A 15675-nucleotide genomic window follows, 5' to 3' on the forward strand; every position below is an offset into this window, starting at 1 on the left:
ATGATCTGGTTTCAGTTACTTTATGTCTATCTGAAGATCGGAATCTTCGGTTTTGGTGGCGGATATGCCATGCTCTCACTGATACAGGCAGATGTTGTAGACCGTTATAAATGGATTTCTCTACAGGAATTTACGGATATCGTGGCCATCTCACAGATGACGCCAGGCCCCATCGGGATCAACAGTGCGACTTATATCGGTTACACCGCCATTCACAACGCCGGATATTCACCGTTCATGGCTGTTCTCGGTTCGTGCCTGACCACATTTGCCGTGTGTCTGCCGTCGTTCATACTCGTATTGGTCATCTCTTATTTCTTCGCCAAGTTCAAGAACAATAAATATGTCGTTGCCGCTTTCACAGGCTTACGACCTGCAACTGTAGGACTGATAGCCGCTGCCGCATTAATGCTGATGAACAAAGAAAACTTCATCGATTACAAAAGTTTCCTGATCTTTGGTGCCGCCTTTATCCTTACCTGGAAGTTCAAAGTTCACCCCATCCTGATGATTGTATTGGCAGGGGTTGCGGGGTTGATATTGTACTGGTAACCAGGAAATCATCCTGTATCTCTTGGGTTGGAAACATTTTTTGATCAAATCTTCGTTCATCATATTATGATATTTACTCCGTAAAGGAGTGTCGTTTCACTTCCAGTGATCCTGTTCTGTTTTCCTATCCTATAACGAAAGCCCCGACAGAAAATTCCGCCGGGGCTTTGTTTTGCCTGTCTTCGCTCTTCACAGAGCTAGAACAGAAGAACTTTATTTCATTACTTTAGTATTAATACTGACCGCTTGTTCGCCTGTCGCAGGGTAATTGATTCCTTACGGAATCACGCAGTCAACTCTAATTTATTGATTATAAATGTCTTATTTTACGATAGCTTTAACTGTTGTTTCTCCTTCAACAGCTACTACAACTACACCTGCAGGAGCTTTGATAACAGCGTCATCAGAAGTGATAACAGTATTAGCAATTGTCTGACCCAGCAGATTGTTGATAGCTACTCTCTTACCTGCTGCACCAACAATTGTGATCTGACCTTCGCCAGCAACAACCTTCACAGCAGAAGCATTGATTTCATCGTTAGCTGTAATAGTACCTTCTTTGCCAACTTCGATTTCAATTTCACCTACATTATCACCAACGAACTGAGAAGTAGGAATGAATTCTTGTGCTAACAAAGTTTTACCATCAGCAAACAGACAAGGATGATAAGCAGTAACTGTTACATCATATAAGCTATTCGGCTTCATGTTCTTAACATTTACAGTTAAGTATTTGCCATCCTTCGTATAGTTAGCTTCGTTACCAGCATGAATTTTTACAGATTCTGCACCATCAACCAAGTTGAACTCTACGTTTTCAGGACCTTCCCACCAATAAGAAGCATTACCGTTGCCATCAACTAAAGAAGTATTGATAGTTTCCCAGTCAGTGATGTTGAATTCACCCTGGTTTTCAGGCATACCATTATAAGCCTTACGAGCTAAGTGAGCACCAGCTTCACCGAATGTGAAGACGTCAATCTGATTTTCACCTTCCATCAGATATACATTATAACGATACTGATCGCTAATTGTGATGTTTACAAGGTTACCTGCGTTTTCATCTGTACCCTTCTTATCGCGGAATTCACTGATGATCACAGCACTGTTTGTCCAACCGCCTTGCAGATTGAATGTATTGATAGTTGTATTCTTGAAGTGACCATAATATACTTCTTCGTCACCAGCTTTATCTGTACGAACTACTTTCAGATAATAGTTAACAATCATTTTAGGATTGATTACTTTACCTGTACCGTTGAACAACTCTACAGACAAAATATCGTTATTTTGGTTAGAACCTTTACTCTTAGCCAATACTTCAGACATGAAGACATTCTTAGATGTATTCTTCGGAGCCAAGTGACCTACCTGTACTACATAATAGTCAGCACCCGGAATACCTTCCCATTTCAAGACAGCTGTTGCACCGTCGATATCACCGTGTACCATCGGTTGCAATACAGGAAGTTCATCTCCAACAGTCGGTTCTCCAGCAATTGCCAAATCATTCGTTAAGCAGTTAGCCTCTACGATCAATACATTTTCTTTTGCACATGCTGTAGCAGCGGTCGGAGCATACTTAACAGTAGCAGTAGTAGTGAAAGAACCGTTCACATCAACCTTCACATTTGCCGGAGCTGTCAAAGTAAATGGGTTATCATAATTTACTGTACCCAAAGAAACCTTAATAGCTTCTGTTGCAGTCAGCGGGTTGAATTCTTTACCTTCAATAACTACATTCACATTAGCTTCTTCATCTACATTAGCAGTAATGTCTCCCGCAGGAGTGATTGTAATTTCCGGTTTGTAAATGAAACCATATACTCCACCTTCGTTTACATAGTGCATATAATTAAACTGTTCTAACGGATTCAACTCACCGTCTGTCCAAGTCATTACATTTTCGTTAGACTTAACAGTGAACAAATCTTCAGCTCTATGCATAGCTCCGTTTTTAGTAGCCTGGTTGAATGTTACAACCACTAAACCTAACACTTCACCATATTGGTTCGGAGTCAGTTTATCAACGGCTGCACCATCATTCAACATATCCTTGATTACATAAGTAAATGCATTCGGATATGCGCTTACATTCGCTTTACGAGTTACATTAACTACTTTTTCCAAGTTGTAACCAGCTACGTAGAATGAGTCTACTGCCAATGGGTTTACGTAATCACATTCATCCTGATATACTTTACCAAAGTATTTCTGGAATTCAGGATATACTAAGTTCGGTAAATTTGTACCAAATGAAGGACGATAAGAGTTGTGCATTTCTTCAATGAGACTCAAGTTATTGATATTACTCCACAAATTAGCACGAGTATCACCATATAAACCTGCTACTACACCAACACCACATAACGGGCAATTGCTTTCAGACTCAACACCTACAGCCCAAACTTGTAATTCATATGTATCAGGATTCCATTCCTTAACATTTGCTTTTTCAGGATCTAGGAAACCATCCTTATTCGGAACGAACTGTACATAAATAGGAAGACCTTCTTCACGGAACTGTTTCATCTTAGCATCGTCCAATGTATTGATGCTGATTTCCAATGTATCCGTATTGTTGTTTACCCAAGCAGCATCTTCACTCAATTTGAAGCGGAATTCCTGGTTATCTGTAGCATTCTCATTATTTCCACTAAGATTCAGATTCTGCAAAGTTATACGAACTTTAGCGATACCGTCATTTCCTGTAGGTTTCAATTCGCTACCATGCAACACCAATTTCTTAACACGTGAAGCATAACGAGAGTTATCCAATGCATCTTTCTTATTATAAGGAGCAAAGAATACATTGTCGGCAGTATAACGACCTACTGTACCGTCAAAGTTTTCGCCTTCATAAGTCAGCCACAATGCGCCAACTCTAGCAGCAGCCAATGTCCAGCCGAATTTTCCATAAGCATCAAAACCTAACGGTTTGTAGTCTGCATTCACTGCGATTTTCCATGCTTCTTCACGAGTGATGTCGTTAGTCCATTCTCTCAACGCTAAAGTCAATTTAGAACCTTCTTCTATTACACCACATGAAGAATATTTAATACCGTCAGTTATTTTCACTTTACCATATGAAGTCCACTGATCAGAAGTCATCTTTTCATATGCCAAGAAATCCATCGGATATGTTTTCTGATCAGGAATATTCTTACCCACAACTTCTACTTCTTGTGTCTGGCAATTTTCATTGAAAAAGATATGATCTTTAGCGAAAGCTAATTCAGGAACAGAGTTTGCAGAAATTAATCCTGTTTCAGCAGACAAACGGATAGGATTCAATACATCTGTTTCTGGTAACTTAGCAGCATATTTTCCAGAGAAAGTAGCGATTGATTTCGGTTGGAAATCATATGTTACTTTATCTTCCAACTTAGCGCCATCTGATTCTTTTTCAAATTCAGCACGAACAACATCGTTGTTATTTGTTACGTTTGTCCATACAAAAGCATTTTCAGCAGTTGTTTTAGCAGGTAATTTAACATTTTCTGCGCTCAACGCCAAAGTACCATTTGTACAGCTAATTAAGCCTAAACCAGCTTCGAAAGATGTTACATCAGCAGTCAAAGCCAAAGTCGGTTCGTCGAAATTCATCTGGAAACCACTAACAACCAATGCCGGAGCAAAATGGCTCTTAGAAGCAGTCTCTTCTACATCCTTAATTTCAACAAAATCAGACCACAAGGTCACCTGGATCAACTTGTTATCCAAAGAACCTTCAATAAACATCCTTGCATCAGTAATCGGATCAGTTACAACATCGAACAAATTGATTACTTTATCTTCTACATCAGCAGCTCCTGTTTTAAAGATTGCACCGTCAGATTTAAATTCAGCATCAGCAGAAGCAGAACCATTTTTCAATATTTCACTTCTCTTTACTGGATTACCTTCCAAATCAAATACAGCAACTTTAATATGCCAATCTGCAGAAGAAGTTGCAGCCAAACCGAAGTTCTCAGCACTTAACTTAACTTTCAGTTCACGTACATTTGTCATATACTTAGTTGACAAATCGAACATCAACTCACCACTCTGACTGTCACCCAAGAAGATTCCTAAAGAGTCAGTACCACTTTGCCATACCGTAGTAGTGGTATAATTGTTTGTCGGCTTTTCGGTAATATTAGGATAATATACATCATCTACGTCCTTATTAAAAGCACGGAAATAAACACCATTACCCCAAACTTTCTTTCCATCTACAGTTTTTAAAGCCTTACCAGGGAAACCCGGTAGAACGTCATTGCCTTCGGCTTCATACAAAATAGGTTTTTGAGCAGCAGTCAAACCCGCATATTCGGTGGCAGCCCATGCAGGAGCATTTTCTACCTGTCCAAATACCGATGCTGTGCCCAAAACTAACATAGCACTAATAGTTAGCACTTTTGTTTTAGTAAAGTTTCGCATACGAATTCTTTTTTAATTAATACTTTATTTATATGTCTCAAATTTGATTGATTCTATAATAATGACTAGAGAAAACGTTCCTTTTTTCTCGTCATTTTTTAGGTAGTATTTTGCCTTGGTAATAAGAAGTACTATTTTTGTACTCTAATTGCTATTCAATTGATAAGAAAGAGGATAGGATTGAAAAAAAATTATGAGAAAGAATTGTAGGTTTAAAACTTATATCTAACTTTGCTGGCGAGAAAAAAGGAACGTTTTTTTTAGTCATTACAATAACCATTCTAGCCTTATATTTCAAAGCGTATATAAATTATCACCCTCGCAAATATTTAACTCGATGCTTATTCGTCTAAAATGGATGCCTACCCGCCAAAACCCCGATCCCTACTCATTTTCAGGCCGATTAGCACTCGTTGGGTAAAAGGTGTTTTTTGAAAAGCGATTGTTAACTATCGTTAATCGCATCAAAAACGACTCATCCGATCTCCGAATCACTCGATATTCTCTGGGGATAACCACAACACCCCCGATATTTGTGTCGATTGCTTTCCTCAGAGAGTTTTTATAATCATCGTTTCAGGCTTCATCCCTTTTAAACATTTGATATTTAATAAGTAACACTGAAAGGTCAGCAAATGGTACACCCGCCTGAAAAAGCAGCCCCAGCACCTTCGAAAGAATAAACATCCGTTATTTGTTCACTGCCTACTTGTTCGGAAAAACATAGGCATCAGCACGAAGAAATATGTACGCTTATTTGTCGGACTAAAGGTCTGAGTTTATTTCTTTTTTACTGGAGCCTTCAGACCAAATCCATTGAAAATAAAAGTGTGATAGAGAACTGAAAGCTGAAGGGTGATTGTAAAAAAGTTCCTGTAGGTGGTAAAAACGATAGGTGTGACCGATAGTACTATAGTGTTATCCCGTCAGCACTACTGTGCTACCATTGCTTAGACTACTATGCTATATCAAGGGAGACTATAGGGCTATCTGGAATTATATCTCATGCAAAAAACAGATATTTATCCACACTGATTAAACCTTTTTTTATCTCTCTTGTCTATATCTCGGTTGAGTTGTGTATATTTACATGCCTATTGATAAGTTTTTAAAGTAGATACCATTGAAAATATGACGAAGAGAGTGAAGTGGGGCGTTACCGCCGCAATTTTTCTGATGATTGCAGGAATGATTGCTTATCCACAGATTAAGAACCAGTTGACAGCATCCGGCAAGGATTCCAATGTGGCTCCCGCACCGGGAACAAGCGTACGTAAGCAGGTGCTGAACATCAACGCCGAAGTGTTGAAATTCCAATCGCTGACCGATAAAGTAATCAGTACAGGCAGTATCATTCCCGACGAAGAAGTAGACTTATCCTTCGAATCGTCCGGAAAAGTGGTGAATATCTATTTCACCGAGGGAACACATGTAAAAGCCGGTGACCTGCTGGCCAAGATCAATGATAAACCCTTACAAGCCCAGCTCAGGAAACTGGAAGCCCAGATCCCTCTGGCAAAAGACCGGGTATACCGCCAGCGCACTTTGCTGGAGAAAGATGCGGTCAGCCAGGAAGCCTATGAACAGGTGACTACCGAATACGAAAAGCTGATGGCCGATATCGACCTGGTGAAAGCCAATATCCTGCAAACCGAACTGCGTGCCCCTTTCGACGGCATCATCGGCCTGCGTTCAGTCAGTGAAGGTGCTTACGTGTCTCCTACCACCGTCATTACCAAGCTGACCAAAATATCTCCGTTGAAAATCGAGTTCTCCATCCCTGAAAGATATGCGAATGATGTGAGTAACGGGACAATGATCGTCTTCCGCCTAGAAGACTCGAACGGTATCATGCGCAACTATAATGCAAAAGTATATGCGGTCGAGAGTAAAATGGACATGACCACCCGTACCCTGAAAGTACGCGCTACCTATCCGAACACGAACGAAGCGATTTTCCCCGGACGTTACACATCCGTCGAGATCACCAAACGCGAGATCAAAGACGCATTGGCTATCCCGAGCGAAGCGTTGATCCCGGAAATGGGAAAGAATGTCGTTTACCTCTACAAGAACGGGGTAGCCGACCCGGCAGAGATCGAGATCGGTTTGCGTACCGAAAGCCACGTACAGGTGCTCAAAGGTATACAACCCGGCGACACACTGATAACTTCCGGTGTGATGCAGCTCCGTACCGGCATGAATGTAACTATTGATAATCTGTATTAAACTCCCCTATGGCAAATATATCGGAAACCAGTATAAACAGGCCGGTTCTTTCGACGGTAATGATGCTTATCATCCTGCTGTTCGGTATGATCGGCTACAAGTTCCTGGGGGTTCGCGAGTTCCCCAGTGTGGACCAGCCTATTATTTCGGTAAACGTGTCCTATCCGGGAGCGAATGCCGAAGTTATCATGAACCAGATCACGGAACCGCTGGAACAAAACATCAACGGTATCCCGGGTATCCGTTCACTAAGTAGTGTCAGTAGCCAGGGTAGCAGCCGTATCACCGTAGAGTTCGAACTGTCGGTGGATATGGAAACGGCAGCCAATGACGTGCGCGACAAGGTTTCGCGCGCCCAACGGTATCTGCCGCGCGACTGTGACCCGCCTACCGTAGCAAAAGCGGATGCCGATGCTACCCCTATCATGCAAATCGGTGTACAAAGTAACCGGCGCTCGTTGATGGAGTTGAGTGAAATAGCTGAACTAACCGTAAAAGAACGCTTACAGACGATCTCGAATGTGAGCGGTGTAGATATATGGGGACAAAAACGTTACTCCATGCGCTTGTGGCTCGACCCGATCAAGATGGCAGGTTATGGTGTTACCCCTTTGGATGTAAAAAACGCAGTAGATGCGGAAAACGTGGAATTACCCTCCGGTAGCATCGAAGGAAATACGATCGACCTGTCTATCCGTACCCTGGGCCTGATGCATACAGCGAAAGAGTTCGATGACCTGATCGTTAAGGAAGATGCCAATAATATCGTCCGCTTCAAAGATGTCGGACGCGCAGAACTGGCACCGGAAGACTTGCGCAGTATCCTGCGTAAAAACGGAGAACCGATGGTAATCTGTGTAATCGTGCCCCAGCCGGGTGCCAATCATATCGAGATTGCCGACGAGGCTTACAACCGTATCGAACAGTTGAAAAAGGACTTACCGGAAGATGTATCGATCGAAATGATCTATGATAATACCCGTTTCATCCGCGCATCCATTGCCGAAGTGGAAGAAACGATCTATGTGGCATTGGCACTCGTGGTATTGATCATCTTCCTGTTCCTGCGCGACTGGCGCGTTACGCTGGTTCCTTGCGTGGTTATCCCCGTATCGCTGGTCGGTGCCTTCTTTGTCATGTATATCTCCGGTTTTTCCATCAACGTATTGACCATGCTGGCAGTCGTACTCTCGGTAGGACTGGTGGTGGACGACGCAATCGTGGTGGCAGAAAACATCTATGTCCGTATCGAACAAGGCATGAATCCGAAAGAGGCAGGTATAGAAGGTTCGAAAGAAATTTTCTTTGCAGTAATCTCAACGACCGTGACGTTGGTTTCGGTATTCCTCCCAATCGTATTTATGGAAGGGATGACCGGACGTTTGTTCAAGGAGTTCAGTATCGTGATCGCCGGCTCCGTGACGATTTCTTCATTTGTTGCCCTAACCTTTACCCCGATGCTCGCTACTAAGTTACTTCGCAGGCGGGAAAAGAAGAACTGGTTGTATGTAAAAACCGAGCCTTTCTTCGAAGGGTTGAACAATATTTATGCCTGGTCGCTCAACTATTTCCTGAGCCATAAATGGTGGGCTATCCCTATCGTGATCATTATGTTCGGTTCGATCGGCTATTTCTGGAACACGATCCGTTCTGAACTTTCACCGCTGGAAGACCGCTCTTCCATCTCCATCAATATGCGTGCCCAGGAAGGGGCCACTTTCGAGTTTATCCGCGATTATTCCGACCGGATTGCAGAACTTGCCGACTCCATTGCGCCGGAGCGTAAGTTCCTGACAAACCGTGCATCCAGTAGTAATGCCAATATCAGCGTGATCCTTCCGGATATCAAAGAGCGCGAGCGTTCACAGATGGAAATAGCAGAAAAACTCTCGGCTGCCGTACGAAAAGAAACGCAGGCACGTGCCTTTGTCCAGCAACAGTCTACTTTCGGCGGACGACGCGGAGGTATGCCTGTGCAATATGTGCTACAGGCGCCCAGCCTGGAAAAGCTGGCGGAACACCTGCCTGAATTCATGCAAAAAGTAAATGAAAGCCCTGTCTTTCAGATGGCGGATGTGAACCTGAAATTCACCAAGCCGGAAACACGCATCGAGATCGACCGCGACAAGGCTTCCTCCCTGGGAGTCAGTACGCGTAATATCGCCCAGACATTACAATATGCATTGAGTGGACAGCGTATGGGGTATTTTTATATGAATGGCAAACAATATCAGATATTGGGCGAGATCAACCGCCAGCAACGTAACACACCGCTCGATCTGAAGTCGATCTATGTGCGAAGTGACAACGGCTCAATGATCCAGCTGGATAACCTCGTCACCCTGCTTGAGGACGTGGCACCGCCCCAGTTATACCGCTACAACCGTTTTGTTTCGGCAACGGTATCCAGTGGTCTGAACAAAGGATATACGATCGGCGACGGCCTGGACGAAATGGACCGTATCGCGGCTGAGACACTGGACGGAAGTTTCCGCACAGCTCTTTCCGGCGAATCGAAAGAGTTCCGCGAAAGTTCTTCCAGCCTGATGTTCGCCATGATCCTCGCCTTGTTAATGATCTACCTGGTACTTGCCGCCCAGTTCGAGAGTTTCAAAGACCCGTTTGTGGTGATGTTCACCGTACCGCTTGCCATTGCCGGAGCTTTGATATTTATGAGCTACTCGGGTATTACAATGAATATATTCAGTCAGATCGGTATTATCATGCTGATCGGTCTCGTGGCGAAGAACGGTATCCTGATCGTGGAGTTCGCCAACCAGCGCCAGGAAGCGGGATTGAGTATGGCGGAAGCAATCCGTTCGGCTTCTACACAGCGTCTGCGCCCGATCCTGATGACCAGTGTATCCACCATTCTCGGATTGGTTCCGCTGGTATATGCAAGCGGTGAAGGTGCACAGGGACGTATTGCGATGGGTATTGCCGTAGTAGGCGGTATGTTGGTTTCAACATTCCTTACCCTGTTTATCGTTCCGGCCATGTATAGTTTTATTTCAACAGACAGAGCAAAAAAGATATGAAAAAGGTCTTATTAATGATACTGGCTGTTTCTGCTACCCTGAGTGTCAAGGCACAGGAAGTATACAGCCTGAAACAATGCATCGAAACCGGATTGGAACGGAACTATTCCATCCGTATCATACGTAACGAGCAACTGATCAGTAACAATAACGCGACACTGGGTAATGCCGGTTATCTGCCGACGGTAGATATGAGCGGCGGATTCAGCGGCTCGGTCAACAACAACCGTAACAAATTAGCCGACGGTACAACCGAGAAGCAAAACGGTGTCAAAAACGAGACGGGCGACATCGGACTGAACGTGAACTGGACCGTGTTCGACGGCTTCGGCATCCAGGCAGAATATGCACGTCTTAAAGAATTGAAGCGGATGGGTGAGCTGGATACGCGCCTGACGATTGAAGATTTTGTCGCAACGCTTTCAGGCGAATATTACAACCTGATCCGCCAGCATATCCGATTGCGCAACCTGCGTTCTTCTCTCGACCTCTCCCGTGAGCGTGTACGTATTGCGGAAGAGCGTTACCACATCGGTTCCGGATCACGTATGGACCTGCAACAGGCACAGGTCGACTTCAATGCCGACAGTTCAAATGTCCTGAACCAGCTGGAAGTAGTTCATACTTCCCGTATCCGGCTGAACGAACTCATGGCGCTTGATAATATAGACGAACAGATCGCCTTGAAAGATTCAGTAATACGTCCGAACATCTTTCTGGACGAAATAGATCTCTGGCAAAGTACCCTGGCATCGAACGCCTCTCTGTTGATCGCCCAAAAAAACCAGTCACTCTCCGAACTGGATTACAAAAAGGTGAAAAGCCGTGACTACCCGTATGTAAAACTAAATGCCGGTTACGGCTACACCGCTAACTGGTATGAAGTCGGAACAACCGACCTGCAGCAACGTCTGGGGCTAAACTACGGACTGACAGTCGGCCTGAATCTGTTCGACGGTCTGAACCGCCGACGTGAACGCCGCAACGCCCGTATCCAGATCGAAAACAGCCAGTTGAAGAAACAGGAACTCGAACTGGGCCTGCGTGCCGACATGAGCAACCTGTGGATGGCTTACCAAAACAACCTGGGCCTGTGGAACCTGGAAAAAGCCAATGTCGTCGTTGCCCTGGAAAATCACCGTATCGCGATCGACCGCTATAAACTGGGAGAATTATCCGGTATCGAACTGCGTGAAGCCCAGATAAGCTTGCTGGAAGCAGAAGAAAGGCAATCCATCGCAGAATACTCCACCAAGCTATGCGAGATATCTCTCCTGCAACTAAGCGGCCAGATACTGACCTATGTGGCGCCGGAGCCGGAGAAAGCCAGTTTTTAAAACAGTCGACAACCAAATAAGAACAACCTATGAGATACAAGATTCTAATACTACTGATCATTCCTCTGTTCGTCTGTTTCGATAACCAGGCTCAGAAAACGGTACGGCTGGGTATCATCGGCCTGGATACATCACATGCCGATGCTTTTATCAAACTGATAAACAGTGAACAACCTGATCCTGATTATGTAGGTTTCAAAGTAGTCGCTGCCTATCCGTATGGCTCCCGGACTATCGAATCCAGTATAGCACGCATAGCTGGCTATACTGAAACCGCTAAAAAGCACGGTGTACGGATATCTTCGTCGATTGCAGAACTGCTACAACAAGTGGATTGCGTACTGTTGGAAACCAACGACGGTACCTTACATCTTGAACAGGCAACCGAAGTGATAAACAGTAAAAAAGCACTATTCATCGATAAGCCTGTAGCAGCCGGTCTTTCTGATGTATTGGCGATCTACAAATTAGCAGAAGAAAAGCAAGTTCCCGTATTTTCTTCTTCTGCACTACGTTTTTCTTCTCGTAACCAACTTTTGAGAGGCGGAAACGGGCCGGAAGGGAAAGTCGTAGGTGCCGATTGTTATTCCCCTTGCATAAACGAACCTTCACATGCCGGTTTCTTCTGGTACGGAATACACGGAGTTGAAATATTGTACACACTTATGGGAAAGGGATGTCAATCTGTTTCCTGCACTTCAAATACAGATTCCGACCTGGTTGTAGGGGTTTGGGAAGACGGACGTATCGGAACATTCAGAGGCGTAAGGAACAGTGCTCATACATACGGTGGAACTGTTTTCTGTGAAAAAGAAGTAACGCAGGCAGGAGGATATGAGGGATATGAGGAATTATTAAAATCTATCCTTACTTTTTTCAGAACCGGCATTGCTCCCGTAGAGAAAGAAGAAACAATCGAGATATACACATTCATGGAAGCAGCCAATGAAAGCATACGCCAAGGTGGCAAGCCTGTCAGTATCAAAGATGTATACAGAAAAGCAGTATCTTCCATAAATAAAGAGCAAGAGGTTATCCCGAATTAACCGGATAACCTCTTTTTATATTGCTGATATTTCAGACTATAAACTATTAATGCTCCCCGGTCTCCCCGTCTTTACTCAGCACAATGTTTCTCGCCACATACGACTCGTTCCCGGCCGCATCCGTACAATATACCATGAAATGATAATTACCTTCGGTTGCATTGGCAGGTATCTCGATCTCGTGATGATGGATATGGGTGCTCTTTTTATCCGATACATCCCACGAATTGTTATAAGCGAACGGAGTCGTTTCTCCCGCTTCCGCCTTCGTATGGGTATGGCCGTCGAAGTTATTATGTATCTCAACCTTATAAGAGCCCAGCATCACATCGTCCTCCAGATCCATATCGAAATGAATATGGCTGCCCGGCTGCAGGGCAGCACCTTCTGCCGGTGCATTCAGCGTGATGACAGGCTTCGTGGTATCTCCTTGTTTCTCATCATCGGAACAAGACACGAGCAAAACGGAGGACATCAGGACAATAACTATCGATAAATAAAACGTTGTTTTCATTAGAATAACTTTTTAAATGGTATTTTTATTAATAACTGGAAGTTGCGTCCCGGTTCCGGGATCTCCACCTTCCTGTAAAAACTCAGATGATTGTAATATTTCGTATTGAACAGATTCCGGGCAGACAGTGTCAGCTCCACATCCGTCCGGCCGACAGAGATACGGAAACCGGCCCCCAGGTGAAACAACTGCGCCCCCGGTGTCGGATCTTCATTCCGGGCAACCCTGTTCTGGTCGGCAATATACTGGTGTTCCACATAGAAGCGCATCCTCTTTTTCTCCCAGGAAAGCGTATTCCGCAAAGAACCCGGCGGAGAAAAACTCAATGGTATATGCTCGTCCAAGTTATAAGTATAGACATATTCACCTCCCAATTCATAACTGAAATACAAGGGAAGATCTACTTTTGCCGAGATCTCTCCTCCGGCAAACAAGGCTTCCGCCCCTGTATAACGGTAAATCTGTCCGGCATGGGGAAGGACGGACCACTCCCCTGTCGGTTTCAGGTAAATATAATTGCTGAACCAGCTGGCAAAAGGAGATACCGTGACGGAAAAGATAGTGCCGAAGAAAGAATAGGCAACATCCAGCTGCCATCCCCGCTCCGACCCCAGGTCAGGATCACCTTGCTCATGCCGGAACGTACCATGATGTACCCCGTTGGATGCCAACTCATTCGCACCCGACAGCCGGAAACTGTGACCGACATTCGCCTTCAGTAAATGCGCTTTTGCCGGAGCCCATACGATCCCCAGCGACCCGGAGAAATCACCGAAGTCCCGTTTGACCGGATAACTACGCGTCTTGCTTTTCTCCACGATCTCTTCGCTATACCCTTGCTCACGAAGATACGTTTCCAGATAGGGGTCCGTAAACGAACGGATATCCGTTTTACCGAAGTCATACCGTAAACCTCCGCTGACAGACAGCATTTCATCCGGCTTCCAGGTCGTCAGCCAGCTTATCCCTGTCGTGAAACGGCTATACTCCGGCAAAAGAAAGGAATAACCGGAAATCGTATTCCGTTGGTACTGCACATCCCACCCCATACGGTGATCCCAGACAGAAGACCCGGTAAACCGTGCCTTCATACCCGAACTAAAGGTATTCAGGACAAAAGCCAGCTCCTTGTCCGGGTCCGTTTCAGGGACGGGCTGCGAACCGTAATGTGTATGAAACAGGCTCCATTCCTCCCGGTGATTATTCTGGTACCCCAGGTCCCACTGAGCTAGGATATTCTCCCAGGCATATTCTTGATGGGTCGTCACCTTCAAATGATTGACAGTACTATAAGGCAACCCGATATTCCGTGCACTCCCGTCATCCTCTACCCGCGACGGGTCGGGGATACCATGGGCACCCGGAAAGAATCCGACCTTCTGATAAGCGTTGCTCACCATATAATCACTCATATACGCCCCTTTCCGGTATTGGGTAAACAAACTGGCATTACGTTCGAACCCCGCCGTATTCTTCAGCCTGCGGTCATGCACAGGCATTTTCTGAGTCAGGTAAACGATCGTATCCGCCGGTATCCGGTAATCACCGAAATGCTGCTCCGAAAAGCGCAGCTTCGTGAACCAACGGTCCTTTTTAACACCCAGCATCACAGAGCCGCCGAACAAACCGTTCACCGATTTGCCGAGCAAACTCACCTCGCCGAACACCTGGTCGTCAAACGGAGGAGCTGCCTGCGTGATCTCCACCACACCGCCCATCGCATCACTTCCGTAAAGCAACGAAGCCGGCCCTTTTCGTATATTGACCTGTTCGACATTAAAAGCATCTATCTCAAGCCCGTGATCGGCACCCCATTGCTGGCCTTCCTGCTTGATTCCGTTCTCCGTCACCGACACCCTGTTGAATCCCATACCCCGGATCACCGGCTTGGAAAAGCCGGAACCTATATCCATAGAATGGACACCGGGTAGTTGTTCCAAGGTCTGCATCAGATTGCCGGAAAAATGCTCTTTTAGAAATTCTTTCCCTACCACATCCAGATGAAGCGTCGTATTCCTGTTCCGCAGATACTGATAGTTTTCAGTAACCACGATCTCGGAAAGCGACACATTACGGAGTGAATCGGGTTCTTGGGCATGAAGGGTACCTGTACAGCATACCACCAGCATACCCGGAATCATTCCGATACGCATAAATACAATCTGTTTTAATTTGAAAAATTAATTGGATAAGATATGTATCAGGCGGCAGGCGGCGCACGCAGGTAATGTGAGTAAGAAAGCAGATAGACTTTCTCATCCGGGTAATCGATCCGCCCAACGGGATTGAGCGTCAATATAAAATGTAAATCGAATGAATCGGTTGAAAGGAAAGGAGAAAGGAGCAAATTACAGAGCAGACAGTGATCCGGATTCTGCGAATGGCTATCCGTCTCATGCGGGCCGGAAGAACAGCAAACCACCTCGTCGGGATCATGCCGGTGCGTGATCTTCGCGACAAAGAATGGAAGCATGGCCATGAATAACAACCATGCCAGAAAAATACGCTTTCTTCTTTCTGCCTTCACAAACTCTTAT

At 45.0% G+C, this 15675-nt stretch carries 9 protein-coding genes; 5 read left to right on the forward strand and 4 right to left on the reverse strand.

Annotated elements, in window-relative coordinates:
- Window positions 1-552 (forward strand): chromate transporter, encoded by a 552-nt coding sequence (locus IEY67_RS00590; protein ID WP_183670466.1) that lies wholly within the window; start codon window positions 1-3, stop codon window positions 550-552.
- Window positions 553-873: 321 nt separating this feature from the next.
- Here the strand turns inward: IEY67_RS00590 and IEY67_RS00595 are convergent, their stop codons facing one another.
- Window positions 874-4974, reverse strand: coding sequence for a DUF6383 domain-containing protein (locus IEY67_RS00595; protein WP_122375676.1), 4101 nt, complete (start codon window positions 4972-4974; stop codon window positions 874-876).
- 1131 nt (window positions 4975-6105) lie between these two features.
- Here IEY67_RS00595 and IEY67_RS00600 point away from each other — a divergent pair.
- Genes IEY67_RS00600 through IEY67_RS00615 form a run of 4 tightly spaced genes read left to right on the forward strand, consistent with a single transcriptional unit; the run spans window position 6106 to window position 12624 of the window.
- Window positions 6106-7203, forward strand: coding sequence for an efflux RND transporter periplasmic adaptor subunit (locus IEY67_RS00600; protein WP_183670464.1), 1098 nt, complete (start codon window positions 6106-6108; stop codon window positions 7201-7203).
- Window positions 7204-7211: 8 nt separating this feature from the next.
- Window positions 7212-10241 (forward strand): efflux RND transporter permease subunit, encoded by a 3030-nt coding sequence (locus tag IEY67_RS00605; protein WP_183670462.1) that lies wholly within the window; start codon window positions 7212-7214, stop codon window positions 10239-10241.
- On the forward strand, window positions 10238-11578 hold the full coding sequence (locus IEY67_RS00610; protein ID WP_183670460.1) for a TolC family protein: 1341 nt from the start codon (window positions 10238-10240) through the stop codon (window positions 11576-11578). Before IEY67_RS00605 ends, IEY67_RS00610 begins: the two co-directional genes overlap by 4 nt.
- Before the next feature lie 29 nt (window positions 11579-11607).
- Window positions 11608-12624 carry a Gfo/Idh/MocA family protein gene (locus IEY67_RS00615; protein WP_183670458.1) on the forward strand — a complete coding sequence of 339 codons (1017 nt, stop codon included), beginning with the start codon at window positions 11608-11610 and terminating at the stop codon, window positions 12622-12624.
- 46 nt (window positions 12625-12670) lie between these two features.
- Here the strand turns inward: IEY67_RS00615 and IEY67_RS00620 are convergent, their stop codons facing one another.
- Genes IEY67_RS00620 through IEY67_RS00630 form a run of 3 tightly spaced genes read right to left on the reverse strand, consistent with a single transcriptional unit; the run spans window position 12671 to window position 15665 of the window.
- On the reverse strand, window positions 12671-13138 hold the full coding sequence (locus IEY67_RS00620; protein ID WP_183670457.1) for a DUF4625 domain-containing protein: 468 nt from the start codon (window positions 13136-13138) through the stop codon (window positions 12671-12673).
- Window positions 13138-15291, reverse strand: coding sequence for a TonB-dependent receptor (locus tag IEY67_RS00625; RefSeq protein WP_183670455.1), 2154 nt, complete (start codon window positions 15289-15291; stop codon window positions 13138-13140). The genes IEY67_RS00620 and IEY67_RS00625 overlap by 1 nt, the downstream gene beginning before the upstream one ends.
- A 47-nt stretch (window positions 15292-15338) precedes the next feature.
- A complete protein-coding gene (locus tag IEY67_RS00630; RefSeq protein WP_147382555.1) occupies window positions 15339-15665 on the reverse strand; it encodes a hypothetical protein in 327 nt (108 codons plus the stop codon).
- Window positions 15666-15675: the final 10 nt, after the last annotated feature.

It is taken from the genome of Parabacteroides faecis (assembly GCF_014647375.1).
In the GTDB taxonomy this organism is placed as follows: Bacteria; Bacteroidota; Bacteroidia; order Bacteroidales; family Tannerellaceae; genus Parabacteroides; species Parabacteroides faecis.

Bases quoted from the DNA above. Each gene is read 5' to 3' on its own strand.
- IEY67_RS00590 (WP_183670466.1), top strand. From the start codon at position 1: ATGATCTGGTTTCAGTTACTTTATGTCTATCTGAAGATCGGAATCTTC.
- IEY67_RS00595 (WP_122375676.1), bottom strand. From the start codon at position 4,974: ATGCGAAACTTTACTAAAACAAAAGTGCTAACTATTAGTGCTATGTTA.
- IEY67_RS00600 (WP_183670464.1), top strand. From the start codon at position 6,106: ATGACGAAGAGAGTGAAGTGGGGCGTTACCGCCGCAATTTTTCTGATG.
- IEY67_RS00605 (WP_183670462.1), top strand. From the start codon at position 7,212: ATGGCAAATATATCGGAAACCAGTATAAACAGGCCGGTTCTTTCGACG.
- IEY67_RS00610 (WP_183670460.1), top strand. From the start codon at position 10,238: ATGAAAAAGGTCTTATTAATGATACTGGCTGTTTCTGCTACCCTGAGT.
- IEY67_RS00615 (WP_183670458.1), top strand. From the start codon at position 11,608: ATGAGATACAAGATTCTAATACTACTGATCATTCCTCTGTTCGTCTGT.
- IEY67_RS00620 (WP_183670457.1), bottom strand. From the start codon at position 13,138: ATGAAAACAACGTTTTATTTATCGATAGTTATTGTCCTGATGTCCTCC.
- IEY67_RS00625 (WP_183670455.1), bottom strand. From the start codon at position 15,291: ATGCGTATCGGAATGATTCCGGGTATGCTGGTGGTATGCTGTACAGGT.